This is a genomic window from Neolewinella persica DSM 23188 (assembly GCF_000373105.1).
Taxonomy (GTDB): Bacteria; Bacteroidota; Bacteroidia; order Chitinophagales; family Saprospiraceae; genus Neolewinella; species Neolewinella persica.
The window spans coordinates 97,019-116,535 of record NZ_KB890436.1; the positions used below are offsets into that span (position 1 = coordinate 97,019).

A 19,517-nucleotide genomic window follows, 5' to 3' on the forward strand; every position below is an offset into this window, starting at 1 on the left:
AAGGTTATCCTTTCAGGAGGTGCCATGAAGGCAAATGTATCTCATTGTCCGAAAACCACCACCGCTTTTCGACGTTACTAGTCCCACATGCCATCAATCACAACAGTCACGCTACTACGATACGACAGTATCCAGCACAAAGCCTGGGCCTTCACCCAAATGGGGCGCATGCTGGGCTGGCCGCTGGCCAACCCCCTGGCCGGCACCCCCGGCCTCCGCTTCGGCCGGCTGATGGGGAGCGGTGCGGGTAACGGCTTTGGCCTGCGGCCAAATTTCAGCGTTTATGCCTTTGTGGGGCACTGGGATGATCGGGCTTCGGCAGACCGCTTCTTCGCGGACCATCCCTGGTTCCAAAAAACCGTTGCCCGCACCTGCGGCCGCGCCACCTTCTTCCTGCAAGCCACCATGACCCACGGCGAATGGGGTGGCGAAAATCCTTTCACCGCCAACCGGGAAGCCTACGATCCCGCTCAACCAGTAGCCGTTATCACCCGGGCCACCATCCGTACCCGCAAGCTGCCGGATTTTTGGCGCTACGTCCCCCAAACCAGCGCCTCGGTCTACGACCATCCCGCCAGAATCCTGAGCATCGGGGTAGGGGAATACCCGGTATTTATGCAAGCCACCTTCAGTCTTTGGACGTCCGGCAAGGCCATGCAGGAATTCGCCTACCGATCCGATCACCACAAAGAAGTAGTCAGGCTTACCCGCGAACGGGATTGGTATAAAGAAGAGATGTTTACCCGTTTCGCCGTGCTGGAATACACCGGAGACTGGGAAGGCTTAGTCGACTTTCCGATACCGTAAAAGAACTTCACCGGACTTGTTCATTAATTCAAGTTTCAAGCCTGTGATCCGATAGGTCGCTACCATTTTCAAGGCTTTCGTCACTCGATCCGGCGTCTTTAAGTCAGGGCAGGCCATGAGGGTGCTCAGCAGCGGCCCCAAGCTAAGGTTCGACTGGTCAATGGAGGTGATTTCGCCAGAGAACCCATTACAGCCGTCGGTGCCCATCGCCTGCATCTTTGTTAGGTTAAACTCAATAGTGGGATGTTCTAAACCCAGCGTCTGGTCCGAAAAGTCCCGCTCTTCACTACCAATGGCTTCCAGTGCCCAGATGTCGTGCAGACGTAGCTTGGCATCAGGTATTTTATCCACCACTTTTACCAACGTATATAGGATCGAGGAAGCATCGGCCGGGGTGGTGCCGGCCTCACGTTTAGTTTCCTTTACCAACAGTTGGTAAACGTAGCCTGGTTCGTAATCAAAGCCTTCAATCGGGCTAAAGAAATTGCCCCAGTCAGTGGCGGCAAAGTCAGGCCCCTTTTTAACCTGCAGGCAATTTTTCGGAGCCATCCCGGAACAAGGAACTTTTGCGCTATCAACCCAATAAGTCTCCATATTTGCAGAAGCGGTCGTACCCATTTTGGGGGAGCAGGCAGTAAAAATCAGGCCCAGCAGGACAAGCACTAAAGTTTTCATATTGGTGATTTTAGGGACAAACTAACGGGCCAATCCGATGTTTTTCACTTTGTCGGCTAATGGCGATGCCCACTCTTCAGGTGTTAAATTTTTTTTCAAAACAACTATTCTTCCTACCTTTTGCTTTGAATAGCAGCACGTTGGCTCATTCCTTCAACGCGCTCACTACCCCACAATAGCATCTCCACATGCCACAACAAGCCTGGAGCATTACGGGCCATTATGGAAAAACCTATAAGCTAGGCATTTTCCACGGCGAGGACACCCATCATGTGGTCGTTCATTGTAACAATAGTGTGGTTGCTATCGATTTTTCGGTAAAGGAATCAAAAACTTACAGCCTCTTCCTCGATCAGCAACTGTGTGAAGTGTCCATCGATCATACCGGCGGAAACAACTTTACCTACGACTGCCGGATCAATCACGACGTGGAGACACCTCTTAACCGGCAGCGGAAAGCGCAGCGGGCGCAAGAAAAACGCTCCGAAAGGATTCGTCTCATTGCGGCAGTTGCGGTGATGCTGGTGGTGTTGGCGTGTTTGCTGGGGTAAGTTATTGAACTACTAAGGCACTATTAAGGGGCCAATAAGAATTCTTAGTGCAGTACTTAATGCCTTAGTAGTTACTTTCTACTTCACCATAAGTTTCACAATACCTTCCCCTTCAACCGAAGCATAGAGGTATCCATCAGGGCCCATGCGCACATCGCGCACCCGGCCCATATTATTGATGAGCTTCTGCTCCCCCACCACATTGTTACTATCGTCTAGCTGAACGTGCTGTAGCCGCATGAACTTGAGGCTGCCGACCACCAGGTCGCCTTCCCAACCGGGGTATTTGTCGCCGGTAATGAAGGCCATGCCACTTGGCGCAATGCTGGGTACCCAATAGTGTAGCGGCTGCTCCATGCCATCTTTTGAGTTCAACTGAGTAAACTGTGTACCATTATAGTTGATGCCGTAGCTGATAACGGGCCAACCATAGTTTTTACCAGCTTCGATGATGTTGATCTCGTCGCCGCCACGAGGGCCGTGTTCTGTTTCCCAGATAGCACCGGTCTCGGGATGAATGGTTAGGCTTTGAGGGTTCCGGTGACCAAACGAGTAAATGGCCTCTTTAGCATTTTTGATCCCAACGAAAGGATTATCTGCCGGAATGGAACCATCGGCCGCAATACGGTAAACTTTACCGTGGTCACGGGTACTGTCCTGCGGGTTTTCGTCGCGGTTACCACGGTCACCGATGGTAAAATAGAGGTGGCCATCGTTTGGGCCCCATACTAATCGGCTGCCATAATGTACGGGCTTGCCTGTTTTGGGGCCGGCTTCGTAGAGGGTTTCCACGTTTTCCAGGTTGGTGTTGTCTGCACTGAGTTTACCACGGGCTATCGCCGTGCTGGCGTCAGCTTTGTCTGCATCATCAGGGTTCGCAGGCTTACTGTAGCTGAAATAAACGAGTCGGTCGGTGGCAAAATCCTGGCTGGGAAGTACATCAAGGAGGCCGCCCTGACCAACGTTTTTTACCGTCGGCACGCCATTGGCTACCTCAGTGCTGTTTCCGTCACCGTCAATCAGTAAGAATTTGCCGCTCTTATCGGTAGCGATCATGGTGCCGTCGGGCAGCCAGTTGAAACCCCAGAGGATGTCTTCGTATTCGAAAACAACTTCGGGTTCGATGGCGGCGGGCGTGAGGGCCATGTGGCCTTCTGCTGCCGTCGCTGCGCGGTCAGGCACAGCTGTTGTGTTGGAGGTGGTTTCTGACGGTCCGTTGCAGGCCAGAAAGAAGATGGTCAGAAAAGTAAAGACAAAGAAGCGCATGCGTATGGTATGTTTTCTTTGGTGGATACGTTAAAGGAAGCGTTTGGTTCGTTTTTGGTGTTTTTTTAGGCGCGCGCGCAGGTGCCGGAAACGGGACAAAAAAGCAAGGGGAGAAAGGGAGAGACCGATTTGTTACCCCGTTCTTCCTTACCTGAATACTCTTTTTCTGGTACCCGCACTACGGCTACGCTCAGAATAAACGCTACCAGTGGCGGCTGCGCATTGATACCATGATCGCATAAAACAATAAATAGTTTGGCCTTTGGGAAAAGCTACCAGCTTGCATCAATAAGCGCTTGCGCTTTCTGATAAATGCTCCCCCCGTCTGTTTCTCTGATTTTTTGCAGCTCTTCCAACCCGGCTTTGGTATTGCCTGAAGAGAGGAGGCTAAGACCGAGATAATAGCGTGCTTCCGTAGTGAAATTGCCGGGCGGGTCAATAAGCCCGGTGAAGTACTGACTGGCCTGAGCGTAATTCCCCGCACGGAGGTGGGCAACCCCCAGGTTTAATTGGTCTTCTGTGGATGCACTGGGTAGGGAGAGCAAACGTTCTCCCGTGGTCGCTGCAGTGGAGAAATCACCAGCTAAATAAGTCGTCCTCACCTGATCACGCAGGCTATCCACAGTAGTTGTTGACTCACTGCGGACGCCTTCAATGCTGATCTCAGACAAATTGGCGGCAAGCATTTGTTCGCCGTTTTTTGCCATTAAATCGGGTAAAAAGACTAAGAGTAACAACAAAGTGGCGGCAATTGCTAATACTGGAAGGAAGAGTTTCCGGAGGGTAGCAGAACGCTTTGGTGGCGTGGCCTTGCGGGATACCTGGTGCTTTTCTTTAAGCAGGGTTTCCCAGTGCTTCCGGAGCCGTTCGTTTTCCTGATGGCGTACAAAGGCACCGACGATGGCGTCTTTGTCTTCCTCACTCAGGTTGGGATCTTCCAGTTTTTCAGTCATAGTAGCTGTAGCTGCATCAAGTCTAGCTGATTTGGTTAAAGATAAGGGTTCGAAAAGCTTAGCAATGGAGCCTGAACGTGATTCCCGAAGCTGTGGTGGTGATTACTTTACCAATACAACGCCCCTCAATTGGTCAACGCATCGCTGCTTTTGCTTACGCAATGCGTCGGGCTTACGATTTGTCCGAGCAGCAATACTTTTCAGCGGTTGGCCGAGGTAATAAAAGGAATGAAGCAGGTGCTTGCATTTTTCCCCTAAAGTACTCCAGCCACGCTGCAGCAATTCCATCACATCGGCGTTATTGGTGAAATCTTCATCAGCAACCTGATGTTGAATCAAATCCAGGTCAAGGGTGTTTTCCTTTTTCGCTCGTTTGTAATAATGCTGACGCGCCATGCGTGTAAGCAGGAAACGAAGGTTTCCGTAATTGACCTTACCCTGAACGAGCTTCATTCTGAAGGAGAGAAAGGCATCCATGGTTGCATCATAGGCAACGTCATCTTCTGCTTTGTCTTCCCGGATTACGTAATCCATGCATTTTTGAAAATGCTGAAGGAAGATGTGTTCGAAGAGGTGCTGATCTCCGTTAACAAGCTTGTCGCGTAATTCGTTAAATTCAATCTCGCTGAGATTGAAGTTTTTTTGTTCAAAAGTCACCACGCGCCAAAGATAGCGCACACGAGTAACTGATGAAACCTTTTAATCCCATTTCGCCTCTAATAACTTCTGCGCCTTCGCGTGCAAAGTAAGCCCATCTGTTTCTTTAATCCGCTTCAGTTCACTCAGCCCGGCAGCCGTTTCACCATGAACGAGAAGACTGATGCCCAGGTAGTAATGAGCTTCTGTTTTGAAGTCCGTCGGATGCTCCAATAGCTCGCGGAAGATGGCAGTTGCCTGGGCCGTATTATTGTTACGTAAAAATGTGAGGCCGACAGAATAGCGATCTTCATCAGTTGCTCCGGGCATTAACATCAAGCCCTTTCCAGCGGATACCGCTGCCTCGAAATTACCTGAATTGAAATTTTCGATCAGTTGAGCACGCGCTTGTTCCAGTTCGGTCTTCGGCTCGCTTCGGCTATTGTCGATGGTCACTTCCGTTAGGTAACTTGCCATCAGGGCTTCGCCATCAGTTTGCAAGAAACCCGGCAGGAATGCCAGAAGGAACAGCAAAGACGCCGCTATCGCTAAAATCGGTAAAATAATTTTTCTAATGGCGGTCCGGGGAATTCCTGTTGCAGGGCGATATACCTGATGGTCCGTGCTTAGTTTGTGACTCCACCGTTTCCGTAAGCGTTCGTTTTCGTACCTGCGTACAAAGGTGCCAATGATGGCTTCTTGTTCGACTTCACTTAGGTTGGGGTTGCTGAGTTTGTTATTGGTCGTAGACATGGGTGTGGATTCTAACTGAGTTGATTAAAGTAACGCTTCAAAGTGGCAATGCAACGGCTCTTCTGCTTGCGGACGGCGGGAGCTCCCCGGGCTTCTTCGTGGGCAATTTCTTTCAGGCTACGACGAGCGTAATAAAATGCCTTGAGTAACTCCCGACAGTCACTGCCAAGAGATTGGAAGGCTCGGGACAGTAGGTCGTAGTCTTCGGTTGATATGTCCGCTTCTTCTTCTCCAAGATCTCCTGCAAAGTCGGGTAATTCGGTGAAAATCTGTCCACGTTTTTGTCTCCGTTGAAAATGCTGCCGGGCCATTCTGGTCAACAGGTAACGAAGGTTCCCATAATTGATTTTTTTCGCAACTAATAGGCTGCGGAAATGTAAATAGGCGTCCATCGTAGCGTCATAAGCATCTTCATGGCTGGCACGGTCTTTCCTTTTTAGGTAACTCATGCAGTCCTCAAAGTGAACGAAGAAAACTTTCTCAAACAGGCGTTGGTCTCCATCCTGCAAACAGGCCAACAGTTTTTTAAACTCCGGCTCAGATAAACCGAAGTTTTTTTCCTGCGCTGAGGTAGCGGATAAGGAGAGTTGTCTGTTGTTTTTTAGGCTTAATGCTGACATGCTGGTTGATTCAGTAACTGACAGTAGAAGCAGCAGATGGCTGAATTGTGACAAAAAAACTGCATTTTTGTCTTCGCTAATTCTCATCTAACAGAATTTGAGATACTGTTACCATTATTTTGAGCGGTCAGGGGGAGCTTTACTCCTCCTCTTTCTTTTACATACCCGATTAACAAGTCTCCTGTTTTTAGAGATTTTTTCAACACCATGTCACGTTTGGCCAATTCTATGCTTATAGGGCCAAATACAACGCAAAATGACCGTTTTTATGAAACAGAATTATTTCTTCCTTCTTTTTGTAATCTGCTTAGGGCTTAACACGATCAGCCTCCAGGCACAAGTACTAGTCACAACTGACAACCCCCGATCCCAAGAAGAACGCATACAGATGGGGGTAAGCCTCACTCCTGGTGACCATGTTTCAGAGGAAGTCATCATCCGATTTGATGTAGCTCCCACTTCCAGAAGGGCAGTTACGTCTGACCTCAAAGACCAAAGCATCTACGTCCAGGAATGGAGCCCCTCCGGGAAATTCCTGCGGGCAGTTGCGCCTAAGCTGGAATCGTGTGACTATGATGGGGTTGGGAATCCGAATAGTGGCACAGTCGGAGGAGGTGACCAAATCAGCCTGAATTATTACGCCAATACCAGAGGCTGGCGAAATCTTGATCGGTTTTACTTTCAATGTGTTTCTCCGAGAATTTCGTCGGCACCAGTTATTGGTCAAGACGGAAACATTACCTACCCCTATGACTATAACCCTGCTTTCGAGTGCTCTGATGACGTTAACTTAATTCCCCGGACAGGGGAGCAAAAAGTAAAAATGGTCATAATCGATTCCGGGCTCAAATCACTGCCGGGCCAAGGAGTTAGGAATGGCGTTGCCTATCAGCAGACCATTATCCCTACGAACTGTTCCATTTCGAGATGTGAGCCTATTCTAAATAACATCGAGGAGTATAGTGATGATTTTCATCCTCATGGCTCCTATATCTTTGAATTGATCAGCAACTGGTTTGATTCCGAAGGGCTTGCCTCACAGCTCAGCGTCAGTTCTTATAAGGTATTGGATGAAGATTTAAAAACGACCATCTTTCAAGTAATTAAAGCGATTGAGTTAGCAACGATGGAAAAAGTAAAGCCGCAGGTTATTTCTTTATCCTTGGGCTTTCGTCCACTTAAGTGCGGTAATAGTAGCGACCCTATAGCTGGTCCTAGAGATGATTATGGGTTAGATCCCGATCTGGGACCAACCGATGAGCCTCAAATTAGAGTGAAGCATTCTCCTCTTTACTATGCTATTAAGGACGCTGAAGAACAGAATATTATCGTTGTTACTTCAGCGGGAAATGATGGTCGTAGCCTTGATGCCACCCCCCAGTATCCTGCTGCAGAAACTGGCCTTAATAACCTGGTAACGGTGGGCAGTCTTCAATGCGGCAACGGGATGCGATCAGAATGGTCAAACTATAGCGACAACTATGTAGACCTTTTTGCTCCAGGATCAAAGGTTAAGTCGATCTCCGGTAGCTGCTATATCTCTATTAGTGGCACCTCATTCTCCTGTCCAATCGTTGCTGCTAAGGCCGCTTTTCATGTGACCGCACAGGAAGTTTACAACGATGATGACGTATTGTGCCTCCTACGTTCTCAGGTTACGCCCTTAGCCGGGGCCAAGTACGGAATGGTTAATGTAGTGGGGAGCCCGGAATATTGTGATAAGGGTGGCAAAAGGTTGATTGGGAAGTCACGATCTGTTGAAACTTCAACTACTATAAGCCCGAATCCCTTTGCCAACCAACTGACCATTGGTCAATTGCTTACACCAAGCGGATCTTCCACAGTTCTTACCCTGTTTGATGGTCAGGGACGTGAGGTTATTCGGCGAGAGACAAAAGAATTAACAACTACATTAGACGTGCAAGACCTTATTCCTGGCGTGTATTGGCTCAGTATTCGTTCTGCATCAGGCGTTGAAACTCGAAAGGTTATCAAGCAATAATTTACGAATTACGATGGCGTTCTAACATCAACTTGCCCTCCAGGATCCTTGATCTTGGAGGGCATTTATATATACTTATTATGCAAAGAGTACTTATTCTTTTTTTCCTCATCTCTTGCCTAATGTCTTCCGTGGAGGGGCAGCAGGATACCTCCTACTGGGAGCAATATGACGCCACTGCATTTGAGGAAGCAGATAATACGGCCAATTCAGAAGCAGAGTACTTTGACCTGCTAGCCTCCGTTTTATCAAATCGCCGACGCCAGGGTCCTCTTACCCGTTCGCTAGCATACAATTACCATACGTTTGCCCGGCAACTAAGAATTCCCAGACCCGAACTTGCCCTGACTTACATCGATACGGCCCTAGCCATGAAGACTGAAATTGGGGACATCAAAAGGGACATTGCCCAATCATATTACGCCAAGGGGCGAATATTGACCCGATTGGGGAATCACCAACGTGCCTTGAGAACCTATAACCTGGCCTTACGACTGATGGACGAGGCCTTTACTGAGCAGGATTCGATACCTGACCTAGCCCGTAGATTGGCATATTTTTATGTAGAGGCTGCGAGATCAGCGCGGGAAAATGGTAATTATGCTCTGGCAAATCTGCGTTTGAAACAGATTCCGCCGCTCTCTGAAATTTATGATAATCCACAAACGACTTATAGCGCCGAACTTATTCAAGCGGATGTTTATAGTGATCTTGGTGCACATCAGGCTGCCGTTACAGCTTGTCAGAGATTGGAGGCTATGCCTTATTACTCAACGGCCTATATTGACGATCAAGCGGCGCTGCATCATAATAAAGGTATTTTTTACAACAGAATGAATAGAGCCAGTGAGGCTGAAGTAAGTCTTCGCAAAGCCATTGCTCTAAACAGTGAGGCAAACAACAAACAGAACCTTTCTTTCACTCAATCCAGCCTGGTCCGCTCCCTGAACCTCCAGGGCCGTTATGCCGAAGCCGAAGCCGAATTCCTGGCCTGCCTTTCCACCCTTGAAGGGGTTTATGCTAATGGGAAAGCCCCGGTCTGGGGCGAAATTTACGCCCGCGCTGCTATCACCCAATCCCTCCAAAATAACTTTACCCGTGCCGATTCATTGCTCCGTCTCTCCGTCATCGGGCTAATGGCAGAACCCGCCTTCCAGGGACCGGCCGACCTGCCCGTCATCGAAGGCGCTACGATTTACGGCCAGGAAGATATGTGGGAGATGCTCACTTCCAAACGGGATATGCTCATCCGGGCTTACGAGCAAAACGCGCGGCCGGATGGCCTGGAACTGGCCCTTGCGACCTGCCATACCATCGACACCCTGCTGCGGTACAACCGCAGCCAGTTGAGCCTGACCTCTTCTCTGGGGCAACTCATCCGCCTGGAGGCAGGAGAATATACCCAGGCCGTTGACCTGGCTTTACGGTTGTACCGGACGACAGGAGAGCAGCGCTACCTGGAAGAAGCGTACCAGTTCGTCTCTGGCCAAAAAAGTAACCTCTTGCAGCGTTATCTGATTAGTCCGAACCTGGCGGAAAACATGGGCGTCCCCAAGGAATTAATTGAAAAAAAATCAGACCTGGAAATCAAGGTGTTGATGATGGAAGAGGCTTTGGCGGAGGCGGGTGCAGCGGATAAGCCGGCGCTGCGGGACAGCTTATTACGACTAAATGCAATCGCAGATGATTTGCGGAGGCAACTGGAAGTGGAGTACCCGGCTTTTACAAGGGCCTTACGGGGCTTTCCACCCATTGCTGCGGCAGAGGCAGCCGCGACGATGGAAGAGAATCAACTGATTATAGAATATTTCCTCTCAGCAGATTCAATTTATACCTTCACCCTCAGTAAACGAGATGGGGTGAGCGTCATCATCGTCCCCCGACCAGATAACCTGACGGAGTTGATCGGCACGGTTGTGAACCAGGGGGCCGGCGCTACAGCATTGTACGAATTGTTGGTGGCTCCGCTCCTGGCCGGTAAGCCGGCAATTACCCGCCTCCAGTTCATCCCGGACGGTGATTTGTGGAAAATACCCTTTGCCGCCCTGAAAAGGGGCGAAGATTTCCTGATCCAGGACTATGCCATCAGCTTTGCCTACGCCGCCCCCCTTTTATTTGATCGCCAACTGGCGGACCGGGCTCGCGCACGAGAGCTGGAATACCTGGGCTACGGCATCTCTTACGAAAACCTGCAGCGTGGCCTGACGGGGAGTGGCTTGCGCTCCGCCGACTACCGGGACCTGCGGGCCATGGGCCAGTTGCCCTTCGCCAGCAAGGAGGTGCAACGGGCTGCCGAGTTGATGGGTGGGTTGCCCCGCCTGGACCACGAAGCTTCCCTGACTAATTTTTTACGGGAATCCGCCGGTGCCAACATCCTCCACCTATCCATGCACGGCCTGCTGCGCCCCAATCCGATGGAATCAGCCCTGGTCTTTACCGGGGACGGAGAAGAAGAATTTGCCTTACTGGAAATGAAGGACGTGCTGGGGGGCAACTATCCTTCGGAGTTGACCGTGTTAAGTGCCTGCCATACGGGCGGCGGCACGCTGCAAACGAGTGAGGGCATGCAGAGTATTGGCCGGGCGTTCACGGCAGCTGGCAGCCGGTCGACGATCACGAGCACTTGGGCGGCGCGGGACGAATCGACTCACGACATACTGGGCCGGTTCTTCGAAGAACTTAAGGGCGGCGCGGCAAAAGACATCGCCTTGCAACGGGCGATCAAGGAGTACCTGGCTGCGGGAACGGCCGCGGATCGCCGGCCCGATCATTGGGCAAATTTGACGCTCACGGGGGTGGTAACGCCGATTGATGAAAAGATGCCCTGGTGGCCTATTGGAGTAGCGGGAGTGGCTTTTTTGGTAGGGTGCGCGTTTGGCATGCGCAGGTTAACGACTAACACATAAAGTCACTAAGAGCTAAATTAAGAGAAATATGGCAGCAGCTTAGGGAGTATCTACAATAAGCTAATATGGCGGGGTCGCAGGTGCAAGGGGAAATCGGAAGGAGCAATACAAGGGCGCGCGTCCTCAACCGGGTCATCCCTTGCTCCTCTACCCCTTGTCAGGCACCTGCGTCCGCGCCCAAAGTCGATAAATTACAAGTATCAATCCTTACAGGGAGGTCCTCTATCCTGTGGACAATAAATTCCGGCTTACGCGCCTTACATTTGTCTCCTAACGAATTACGCCCCATGTCAAATCTAGCTAAAGCCTTCAACACTATGTCTCAGGATGATGACCGCTTCGCCAACGTATTGATGAAAGCCCTGGAGGATAAGAACCTCGAAGGCTTCGATTACCTCGAATTCAAGCAATCCGTTGCCAAAATGGAAGAGATCGGGATGGACCACGATACGGCCATCCGCGCTGCCTTCGGTACCGGTTCCACCGTTGGCCTGACGCTTGAAAAATTAGTAAAAACCGCCAAGTATTATACTGAGGTGCTACAGGACGAAAAGTCCAAGTTCATGAACAGCATGGAGAAGCACCTCATGAGCAACGTGGAAGGAAAAGCCAAGGAGACCGGCGAACTGAAAAAGAAGATTGCTAACTGGGAAGCCAAAATCGAGCAACTACAGGCAGAAGTGGCCAAGGCAAAAGCCAAGATTGAATCTTCCGATGCACTAATCAACAACGCCAAGGAAAAAGCAACCATGAACCAACAAGGCTTTGATGATGCCCTGAAGGTGATCACTGCCGCTATCCAGGAAGACGTGGTGGATATTACCCGGGTGCTGGGGTAAGGGAGAGTCGCTACGCTCCCGTTGCAAGCGTTGCAGCCCGCAGTTCTCTGCAACCCCTGTAACCCTGCAACGTGAGCGCAGCGAACCCCCGGACTTTCCGTAACTTTGCACTCCGCAAATTGCATTTCCCAACCATGGCTCAATTCCCCCCCGACGTAACCCCTAAGAAATCCTTCTGGAAACGCCCGGAAGGCGTGACCGGCCTCGTTTTTCTAATCGCCTTACTGGCGGGTGGTGCTTTTCTGGTGTCTAGTTTCTGGACACTCATATCGGGCTTTATCGCCACCACCGTCGGACTGGTCGTTTCTCTGGCAGTGTTAGGGGCTATTCTTTTTGCTGTAGTGGACCCTCGCACCAGAGCGTTGCTGGGCTACATGTATAAAAGTGCCATGCGGGGGCTAACGAGCATGTTCGTGAACATTGACCCAATCGGCATCCTGAAAAGCTACGTTGAGGAGCTGCAGAATAACCTGCAGGAAATGCGCAAGCAGATCGGTAAGCTACGTGGCCAGATCCGCCACCTGAAAACGCTGGTGGAGACGAATGAAACGGAGATCAAAAAACAACTCCAACTGGCAAAATTGGCGAAGAAGACCGGTAAGAACCAGCAGATGATTCTGAGCAGTCGTCGCGCCGCCCGCCTGCGTGAGAGTAACCAGAAATATGGTACACTACTCACGAAAATGGATGTGCTGAGTCGCGTACTCAATAAGATGCACGACAACTCAGAGGTACTGCTGGAGGACACAAAAGATCAGGTGTCCCTACGGATCGAAGAACGAAAAGCCATCCGGGCCAGCCACGGCGCGATGAAGTCGGCCATGTCCGTTATCAATGGTGATCCCGACCAGCGCGCCATGTTTGACGCTGCTATGGAAGGCATTGCTGAAGACGTTGCCAACAAAGTTGGCGAAATGGAACGGATGATGGAGCTCTCCAATGAATTCATGTCTTCGGTTGACCTGCAAAACGGTGTCTTTGCAGATGAAGGTCTGCGCATGCTGGAAGAGTGGGAACAAAAGAGTGACCTGATGCTGACCGGTGGTCACCTGGATATGGATAACCTGAAAAAGCGCTCGGGGGCGGAAGAGGCTTTGGATCTGGACGCCATTCCCCGCCGGGAAAAGGACGCGCAAAAACGTGGCGGTAACACCGGATACGACTCGTTCTTTGAGTAACTGTTTGCACCGCCTTTAGGCTGTGTATTTACCCGCCTTCCCAAGGTCAATATCGTTTCTTCAGCCACGCTCCAATCGTCTCTAAAGCCGAAGGGTCAAACGTCGTCTCAATAGTCCCGTACTCCGTAGGTGCGCCAGTATCAGCTGGCTGGAAAAGGTGGTTGAGACCAAGCATTGGCACGACCGTTACGTCTTTATTTCCGCTGATCGCCATCGCCTGAGAAATAGCGTTTAGGTTCATCAAACCATCTACCTGGGTGTCTTTAAGGCCGTTGATGGCGAGCACTGGAATGGTGAGGCTTTGGAGAAAATCCTGAGGTTCGAAGGCGATGAAACGACGCATCCAGGGATCGGACAGCGGTATTACGTATTGTGCGTTAAAAGCTTTGGGATCAACGATACTTTTTTGCAAAGCTGCGGGTAAGTGCTTAAGCTGGGCTTCGAATACTTCATAGAGGCCAGCTACGTAGTCTTCCTGACTAAGTTCCGGGTTGTCCTTAATCCAGGCGTAGGCGGCGCGTAGCGCCGGCTCATCCCGTCGGATCAATACCTCCGGCTGGCCCATGGCAAGGCCTACCTGCCTGCGTTGCTCGAGCATCAGGCTGTCGATAGAAACGGCGGGCGCTGCCAACAGAATTACAAAATCAAGTGCTTCATCTCTTGACGCAACGACGGGTGCGATCATGCCTCCTTCGCTGTGACCAGCTACGCCGATGGCCACGCCTTTCAGCTCTTCGCGGGTCCGCAGGTACTGAACGGCTGCGAGTGCATCAAGCGCAAAGTCATCGGAGGTAGCCGTACGGAACTCGCCCGTACTTTCGGCTACGCCGCGGTCATCATAGCGCAAAACTCCGTAACCCTGTCGGGTAAGATAATCGCTCAGTATCAGGAAAGGGCTGTGGTTGATCTGGGATCCCAGGTAAGCATTCCGGTCCTGCGGCCCCGATCCGGAGACCAGTACGATGAGTGCTTTGGGTTTGCCCTTGCTCGGGAGGGTCAACTCGCCAGCCATCGTTACGCCTTCTGCTCCGCCGGGGTAATTGACGGCAATGCGTTCGTAGGGGAAATCCGTCGGTTCCTGTTGCCGGCGGGTAATGGTGATCGGGCCCTCCTGAATAGGGTAGCCCTCGGGCCGGTGGCGGTGGAAGGTCATGGGGAAATCCTGGCCCGCCTGGGAAAATATGCCCTTCATCTGCTTACCGTCCAGTACGCCGTCGAAGGTTGCGCCTACCATGGTTATTTTCAGAGAAATCTTCTGACCATCGAAGGTAACCGTGGCCGGAATCTTAGTGTTTGTCTGGCTCGGACTGGTCATAATGGCCGAAAAACCGCCGTCGGTATTACTGATCTCCAAACCGGTTGGGATCTTGGTTTCCATGGCATTCAGGATGGCGTACCAGTTGCCTTCAATTTGGGCTGAGGTGGTAAGGGAGGAAAGGAGGAAGGTGAAAAGGAACAGCGTAGGGAGGAATCGCATAGAAGGAGCATTTGGGTGCGCGAACGCAGGAGGCAAAGATGGTTTTAAAGAGCAGGGATAAATACGGGTATATAGTATCGTCGGTAACTTAAGCTGATTTTGCGTTCGCGAAGCGAATGCGGCCTTCTTCAGAAGCAGCCAGTAGGGGCGATCCCTTGCGGTCGCCCGCTATTGGTTATTTTTTTACATCAAGTGCCCGAGGAAAGTATAGTTTTAAGAACACCGTATATTATTGACGGTCGGGATCAGACATAGTCACCGTCATTATCGTCCGGCAGCCGGTAAGCGTAAACTATGGGGATAATACTGATGATGGCAATGATGGCCAGCATGAATACCGTGATGGCGCCGCCATTCAGCAATAAACCATTTAAGACCAATAGTACGCCACCTAAAAGGAATAGCGGACCGGCAAAACGGTGGGTCTTCCGCCATTTTTCTTTACTTTTCAGGGTAGGAGGGACGCGTAGGCCAACGTAGGCATTCTGTCTTAAAACCGGAAAATAATTGCCTAATGCGGCAAAAAAGAGCCCGAAGAGGATGGATAGTCCACCCAGCCCGGCGTAGCTGCCAGCTTCGGCACCATAAATGATGTAGCAGATCATCAGGGAGGTGAAAGCGAGGGTGATGATGCCTATCCTTCGTTGCTTGGGCTGGTCTTCTGCTTCAGGCATTTGTTTGGTAATCGCCGACATGACGAGCAATACCAGCGGAATGCCGACAGTAGGTAAGAACCAGAGGATGTACTTAGGCCCCCAGCCGTCCGGGTTCCCCTTCCAGTCGAAGTGAATGGGGATTTGGTCGGGCAGCCCGCCGTATACCGAAGCAAGGTACAGGAAGGGTAGGAGGACAAACAGCAGGGAGATCAGCAAAATGCTATTTTTCATGGTCCGTTTTTTTGAGGTCGATGACCCACCGCAGCAGGTCTTCCACCACGGTGGTATTGAGGGTGTAGTGAAGGAATTGGCCTTGGCGCTCAACGGCGACGAGGTCGGCGCGCCTGAGGAGGTCCAGGTGATGAGAAATGCTGGGTTTCGTCATAGCGAATTCCTGGGCGATCTCGCCGGCGGTCATCGTACCGTTGCGCAGCAGTTGCAAAATTTGGCGGCGCGTGGGGTCGCGGAGGGCTTTGAAAATATCATCCATTTAGATAATTAGACGAATATCTAAATAAAAAGTTCGATTTGCGACTGACTTTTTTTTGGCCGAAGGGCGCTCCGTGACTGAGCGACACTTACTTCGGCTGGTTCCCCGGCACTTGAGCCGGTTAATAGTGGGGGGCAGAATGACCGCTCCGAGGCGACGTAGTCCCGCCGCACCGTCAGAGGCCGCCGCTTCCGCTCGGGCGCGGAGCGCCCTTCATCTTTTGCCAGGTGCTACTTCAACACCCGCGTATCATAAGTCCCAATCCCCTGTTCCTTCAGCCACACCTGCTGTGCTTTCAGCCGCCGCAGAAAATCGGAGTAATTCCGCTTGTTCTGTTGTGTCCAGCCCACTTCGGCCAGCGCCAGCAGGCGCGGGAAGGTCAGGTAATCAATGTCTTCGATGGAGCGGATGGTCTCGCCCCAAAGCGGTGCTTCGATGCCCAGGATGTCCTCATTGGTAATGCCGTCGACCAGCTTCACGGGATCCCAGAGGTAGGCAGAATCAACCTCGATGTAGGCCGCCCAGTGCAGGCCGATCCGGCTCAGGCTGTCGTACTGCATGTCTAGGTAAGTCCGGGTGGCGGGGCTGATCAAGACCTTGTTGCCAAGTTTTTGCGCCATCAGGGCGTATTCGGTATGGTTCCAGAGTTGAGCTACGGTGCCTTCGGCGAGTCCGGCGATGGCGACTTCGTCCCAACCCATGGCCAATTTGCCATGGTTGATGATGATCTGCTGGACCTCCCGGACGAACTTCACGTAGTCGTCGTGCGGCGTTACGGCGCTTTCGTCTCCGCCCAGGTGGATGTATGGGCCGGGGGTAATGGCCGCCAGCTCGCGGATTACGTCGTCCACAAACTGATAGGTAACCTCCTTGTTTGCGTCCAGCGTACTGAATCCTACCTCGGTGCCGGTGTAGGGGTCGCGGGCCTGGCCGTCGAGGTTCAGTTCGGCGTAGGCGGAGAGGGCCGCGTTAGTGTGTCCCGGCATATCGATTTCGGGAACCACCGTCATGCCCCGGCTGGCGGCGTAGGCGACGATCTCCTTGTATTGTTCCTGGGTAAAATACCCGCCGGGGGTCCCGTCCACTTCGAACTGACCGCCGATCGTGGCCAAATTGGGCCAGGATTTGATTTCGATGCGCCAGCCCTGGTCGTCGCTCAGGTGCAGGTGCAGGTGGTTGATCTTATAGGGCGCAATGCGGTCGATGACGGCTTTGACGGTATCTACCCCGAAGAAAGTACGGGCGACGTCAAGCATATACCCCCGGTAGGCAAAGCGGGGCATATCGGTGATGGTGCCGGCGGGCAAAAAGCGGCCACGTTCGGTATTGGGGCTGAAGGCCAGAACCTGCTCCAGGGTAGTCGTACCATTGAAGATGCCGGCGGCATCCCTGGCACTGATGGTGATGCCTTCGGGTGTGATCTCCAGCAGGTAAGCGCCTTCCGGGAGGGTGAGGCTTTCCTCCACTGCGGTAGCCAGCGGCAGGCTCATGATTCCCTTGCTTTTTAAATAGTCCACGGCACCTGCGTCCGCGCCCGAATGGTCATACTCCTTTTCATGGTCGAGGTGGAGGTATCCTTCAGTATTTGACATTTCTACGGGGAGGGGCACCAATGGCAGGTCACTTAGTGGTGGCATGGCCGGTGGTGGCGGGGTGTCATTGCCGCAAGCAAAAAGCAGAACGGTCAGGCAAAGAAGCAGGATATGGCGCATAATCATCGGTTTGTGGCGGGGAAGATACGTTTGGGCAGGGATTTTTTTGGGGCGCGGCCGCTGGTGCAAGGGGAGGTTGAAGGGCAATGGTTACCCGGCTTGCTCCAGACCATCTCCTAAAAAGTAATATTCTTCAACTTGTCCATATATCCCCGGCTAACCCGCACAACATGGCCGCTTTCCATCGTCACGTCGTAGCTTTTTCCGTAACGCCTCGCCTCACTTACCCGCTGCAGGTTAATGATACTGGAGCGATGAACACGCATAAATACCCCAGGGTCGAGTTTCTCTTCTACCACGGAAATACCGTAATTACTCAAAAGACTATCCGTAGTAGTATGGAGGCGGGAGTAGTCGCCGTCGGCCTCGACCCAAATGATGTTGGCCACGGGAAGGGTGACGAGCTTTCGCCCCTTATTCACCAGGATGCGTTCGGGATACTGCGCACCACTGGCCAGCAGGCTTTCGGCGAGGGGAGCGGCGCTGTTGGCCTTGCCGTCGAAATTGAGGCGGACCATGGATTTACGAAACCGGTCGAGGGTATAAGGTTTGAGCAGGTAGTCTACAGCATGGACTTCAAAGGCCTCCAGGGCATAAGCATCATAAGCGGTGGAGAAAATAACGCGGGGTAATTCATTAAGCAGAGGGAGCACCTCGAAGCCATTAAGTCCGGGCATTTTGACGTCGAGGAAAATGAGGTCCGGTAAAAACTCATTGCATAGTTTTACCGCATCTACGCCATTATTGGCTTCGCCGAGAATGATGAAATCGGGATAGTCCGCGAGGTATTCCCGGATGAGCTTTCGGCCCGCGGCCTCGTCGTCGATGATGATCACTTTTTTCATAAAGCAAAGGAAACTATCAGCCCGCGGGGGTGATTGTCGGCTACCTGGAGCACGGCGCCGTACATTTTTTCTAAACGCATCCGGGTGTTGGTCAGGCCGACGCCCTTGTGGAACAGCCGCTTTTTATCGGTGACTCCAACTCCGGTGTCGGCAATGCGAAAGTGCAGTTTTTCTTCCCGCTGGAAGATGTCAACCGTAATGATGCCGCCTTCCACCAGCGATGCCAGACCGTGTTTAATACTGTTTTCGACCAGAGGTTGGAGCAGCATCGGAGGAACTTTTCGGGACAATAATGCTGGCTCTACGTTGATGTCTACCTGGAGACGGTCTCCGAAGCGGGCGTGTTCCAGATCCAGGTAATTAGTAACGAATGCTAACTCGTCTGCGAGGGGGACGAGGTCTTCCTGGGTAGCGCGAAGCTGGTATCTGAACAGGTCGGAAAGCCGCGATACCAGGTTTCGGGCGTCCTCGCTACCGGGAGGAAGCGCGGCGTTGATGGTATTAAAAACATTGTAGAGGAAATGGGGGTTAAGCTGCGCCTTGATCGCAGCGAGTTCACTTTTTAGTGCTGCCTGGCGGAGCTCTCCTTCGACCTTCAGTTTGCGTTGGTTTTCCCGAAAGTTGGCATAGGCAAAATAGCACCCGAACTGAAACAACATGAACAGTGCGGGGATGTATAAGTCCCAGACGCCATTGGTTCCTTCAAGGTGCCAGCGGCCGACACTTTCCAGCCAGCGGTAACGTAGTTCCCGCATCAGGTAAATGGCTGGAAAGACGGCAACCATGACGGCCAGAAACTGCTGCCACTGTGGCCGCCTGGCAAGTGGGCGGATGATCGTCAACCAGATAAAAACGGAGATGATGAAGTACTGCAGGTACTGAATGCCGGCGTTCTCCCAGAACCCTCTTGGCGAGAAGAAGTCCAGCCACGAAGCGTCGGTGTATGGACTCGTCAGGTATTCTAATACCCCGTGGTATAGCAGGGCGAAGGCGAAGTAAAAGCAGGCCAGTCCAAGTATCTCCTTGCGGGTGGGGGTAAATATGGTGGTTTTCATGGGCGCGGCCGCTGGTGCGGGGATAAGGGATGAAGGAGCAGGGTTGGGAAGCACCAAAAATATCTATTCTTTGATCGCCCGGCAAGCTCTTTCCGA

18 protein-coding genes are annotated in these 19,517 nt (G+C 51.9%); 6 read left to right on the top strand and 12 right to left on the bottom strand.

Annotated features, from left to right (window positions below):
* Positions 1-87 precede the first annotated feature (87 nt).
* A complete protein-coding gene (locus tag B036_RS0115055) occupies positions 88-807 on the top strand; it encodes a DUF3291 domain-containing protein (RefSeq protein WP_020569561.1) in 720 nt (239 codons plus the stop codon).
* On the opposite strand, the gene B036_RS32185 is transcribed toward B036_RS0115055, so the two are convergent.
* Positions 784-1,482, bottom strand: coding sequence for a DUF4377 domain-containing protein (locus B036_RS32185; RefSeq protein ID WP_020569562.1), 699 nt, complete (start codon positions 1,480-1,482; stop codon positions 784-786). The two genes, B036_RS0115055 and B036_RS32185, sit on opposite strands and share 24 nt — an antisense overlap.
* A 188-nt stretch (positions 1,483-1,670) precedes the next feature.
* Between B036_RS32185 and B036_RS0115065 the strand changes: the two genes are divergently transcribed.
* Positions 1,671-2,033: a hypothetical protein gene (locus B036_RS0115065; RefSeq protein ID WP_020569563.1), complete on the top strand. Its 363-nt coding sequence runs from the start codon at positions 1,671-1,673 to the stop codon at positions 2,031-2,033.
* 78 nt (positions 2,034-2,111) lie between these two features.
* On the opposite strand, the gene B036_RS0115070 is transcribed toward B036_RS0115065, so the two are convergent.
* From B036_RS0115070 to B036_RS0115090, 5 genes are all read right to left on the bottom strand, one after another.
* The gene (locus B036_RS0115070) at positions 2,112-3,299 is read right to left on the bottom strand and encodes a PQQ-dependent sugar dehydrogenase (protein WP_020569564.1); all 1,188 of its coding nucleotides are present in this window, start codon (positions 3,297-3,299) and stop codon (positions 2,112-2,114) included.
* A 272-nt stretch (positions 3,300-3,571) separates the two neighbouring features.
* Positions 3,572-4,252, bottom strand: a complete 681-nt coding sequence (locus tag B036_RS0115075; RefSeq protein ID WP_020569565.1) for a tetratricopeptide repeat protein — start codon at positions 4,250-4,252, stop codon at positions 3,572-3,574.
* A gap of 102 nt (positions 4,253-4,354) precedes the next feature.
* On the bottom strand, positions 4,355-4,909 hold the full coding sequence (locus B036_RS0115080) for an RNA polymerase sigma factor (RefSeq protein WP_169435068.1): 555 nt from the start codon (positions 4,907-4,909) through the stop codon (positions 4,355-4,357).
* Positions 4,910-4,951: 42 nt separating this feature from the next.
* Positions 4,952-5,641: a tetratricopeptide repeat protein gene (locus B036_RS0115085; protein WP_020569567.1), complete on the bottom strand. Its 690-nt coding sequence runs from the start codon at positions 5,639-5,641 to the stop codon at positions 4,952-4,954.
* Positions 5,642-5,652: 11 nt separating this feature from the next.
* Positions 5,653-6,261: an RNA polymerase sigma factor gene (locus B036_RS0115090; RefSeq protein WP_020569568.1), complete on the bottom strand. Its 609-nt coding sequence runs from the start codon at positions 6,259-6,261 to the stop codon at positions 5,653-5,655.
* A gap of 268 nt (positions 6,262-6,529) precedes the next feature.
* Between B036_RS0115090 and B036_RS0115095 the strand changes: the two genes are divergently transcribed.
* From B036_RS0115095 to B036_RS0115110, 4 genes are all read left to right on the top strand, one after another.
* The gene (locus tag B036_RS0115095) at positions 6,530-8,263 is read left to right on the top strand and encodes a S8/S53 family peptidase (protein ID WP_169435069.1); all 1,734 of its coding nucleotides are present in this window, start codon (positions 6,530-6,532) and stop codon (positions 8,261-8,263) included.
* Between the two features lie 80 nt (positions 8,264-8,343).
* A complete protein-coding gene (locus B036_RS0115100; protein WP_083926218.1) occupies positions 8,344-11,169 on the top strand; it encodes a CHAT domain-containing protein in 2,826 nt (941 codons plus the stop codon).
* Between the two features lie 287 nt (positions 11,170-11,456).
* A complete protein-coding gene (locus B036_RS0115105) occupies positions 11,457-12,008 on the top strand; it encodes a hypothetical protein (protein WP_020569571.1) in 552 nt (183 codons plus the stop codon).
* Positions 12,009-12,142: 134 nt separating this feature from the next.
* Positions 12,143-13,186 (top strand): PspA/IM30 family protein, encoded by a 1,044-nt coding sequence (locus B036_RS0115110; RefSeq protein WP_020569572.1) that lies wholly within the window; start codon positions 12,143-12,145, stop codon positions 13,184-13,186.
* A 46-nt stretch (positions 13,187-13,232) separates the two neighbouring features.
* On the opposite strand, the gene B036_RS0115115 is transcribed toward B036_RS0115110, so the two are convergent.
* The 6 genes from B036_RS0115115 to B036_RS0115140 all read right to left on the bottom strand — a co-directional run bounded on the left by B036_RS0115115 (position 13,233) and on the right by B036_RS0115140 (position 19,421).
* Positions 13,233-14,663: an alpha/beta hydrolase family protein gene (locus B036_RS0115115; RefSeq protein ID WP_020569573.1), complete on the bottom strand. Its 1,431-nt coding sequence runs from the start codon at positions 14,661-14,663 to the stop codon at positions 13,233-13,235.
* 245 nt (positions 14,664-14,908) lie between these two features.
* Positions 14,909-15,550, bottom strand: coding sequence for an SdpI family protein (locus B036_RS0115120; protein WP_020569574.1), 642 nt, complete (start codon positions 15,548-15,550; stop codon positions 14,909-14,911).
* Positions 15,540-15,809 (bottom strand): autorepressor SdpR family transcription factor, encoded by a 270-nt coding sequence (locus B036_RS0115125; protein ID WP_020569575.1) that lies wholly within the window; start codon positions 15,807-15,809, stop codon positions 15,540-15,542. Before B036_RS0115125 ends, B036_RS0115120 begins: the two co-directional genes overlap by 11 nt.
* A gap of 230 nt (positions 15,810-16,039) precedes the next feature.
* The gene (locus B036_RS0115130) at positions 16,040-17,521 is read right to left on the bottom strand and encodes a family 20 glycosylhydrolase (RefSeq protein ID WP_020569576.1); all 1,482 of its coding nucleotides are present in this window, start codon (positions 17,519-17,521) and stop codon (positions 16,040-16,042) included.
* A gap of 116 nt (positions 17,522-17,637) precedes the next feature.
* Positions 17,638-18,366, bottom strand: a complete 729-nt coding sequence (locus B036_RS0115135; RefSeq protein ID WP_020569577.1) for a LytR/AlgR family response regulator transcription factor — start codon at positions 18,364-18,366, stop codon at positions 17,638-17,640.
* Complete coding sequence (locus tag B036_RS0115140) at positions 18,363-19,421, bottom strand: sensor histidine kinase (RefSeq protein ID WP_020569578.1); 1,059 nt, start codon at positions 19,419-19,421, stop codon at positions 18,363-18,365. The genes B036_RS0115135 and B036_RS0115140 overlap by 4 nt, the downstream gene beginning before the upstream one ends.
* Positions 19,422-19,517: the final 96 nt, after the last annotated feature.

Coding starts and splice junctions, on each gene's coding strand:
- B036_RS0115125 (WP_020569575.1), bottom strand. CDS start 15,809: ATGGATGATATTTTCAAAGCCCTCCGCGACCCCACGCGCCGCCAAATT.
- B036_RS0115095 (WP_169435069.1), top strand. CDS start 6,530: ATGAAACAGAATTATTTCTTCCTTCTTTTTGTAATCTGCTTAGGGCTT.
- B036_RS0115065 (WP_020569563.1), top strand. CDS start 1,671: ATGCCACAACAAGCCTGGAGCATTACGGGCCATTATGGAAAAACCTAT.
- B036_RS32185 (WP_020569562.1), bottom strand. CDS start 1,482: ATGAAAACTTTAGTGCTTGTCCTGCTGGGCCTGATTTTTACTGCCTGC.
- B036_RS0115085 (WP_020569567.1), bottom strand. CDS start 5,641: ATGTCTACGACCAATAACAAACTCAGCAACCCCAACCTAAGTGAAGTC.
- B036_RS0115110 (WP_020569572.1), top strand. CDS start 12,143: ATGGCTCAATTCCCCCCCGACGTAACCCCTAAGAAATCCTTCTGGAAA.
- B036_RS0115120 (WP_020569574.1), bottom strand. CDS start 15,550: ATGAAAAATAGCATTTTGCTGATCTCCCTGCTGTTTGTCCTCCTACCC.
- B036_RS0115070 (WP_020569564.1), bottom strand. CDS start 3,299: ATGCGCTTCTTTGTCTTTACTTTTCTGACCATCTTCTTTCTGGCCTGC.
- B036_RS0115130 (WP_020569576.1), bottom strand. CDS start 17,521: ATGCGCCATATCCTGCTTCTTTGCCTGACCGTTCTGCTTTTTGCTTGC.
- B036_RS0115100 (WP_083926218.1), top strand. CDS start 8,344: ATGCAAAGAGTACTTATTCTTTTTTTCCTCATCTCTTGCCTAATGTCT.
- B036_RS0115115 (WP_020569573.1), bottom strand. CDS start 14,663: ATGCGATTCCTCCCTACGCTGTTCCTTTTCACCTTCCTCCTTTCCTCC.
- B036_RS0115075 (WP_020569565.1), bottom strand. CDS start 4,252: ATGACTGAAAAACTGGAAGATCCCAACCTGAGTGAGGAAGACAAAGAC.
- B036_RS0115055 (WP_020569561.1), top strand. CDS start 88: ATGCCATCAATCACAACAGTCACGCTACTACGATACGACAGTATCCAG.
- B036_RS0115090 (WP_020569568.1), bottom strand. CDS start 6,261: ATGTCAGCATTAAGCCTAAAAAACAACAGACAACTCTCCTTATCCGCT.
- B036_RS0115135 (WP_020569577.1), bottom strand. CDS start 18,366: ATGAAAAAAGTGATCATCATCGACGACGAGGCCGCGGGCCGAAAGCTC.
- B036_RS0115105 (WP_020569571.1), top strand. CDS start 11,457: ATGTCAAATCTAGCTAAAGCCTTCAACACTATGTCTCAGGATGATGAC.
- B036_RS0115140 (WP_020569578.1), bottom strand. CDS start 19,421: ATGAAAACCACCATATTTACCCCCACCCGCAAGGAGATACTTGGACTG.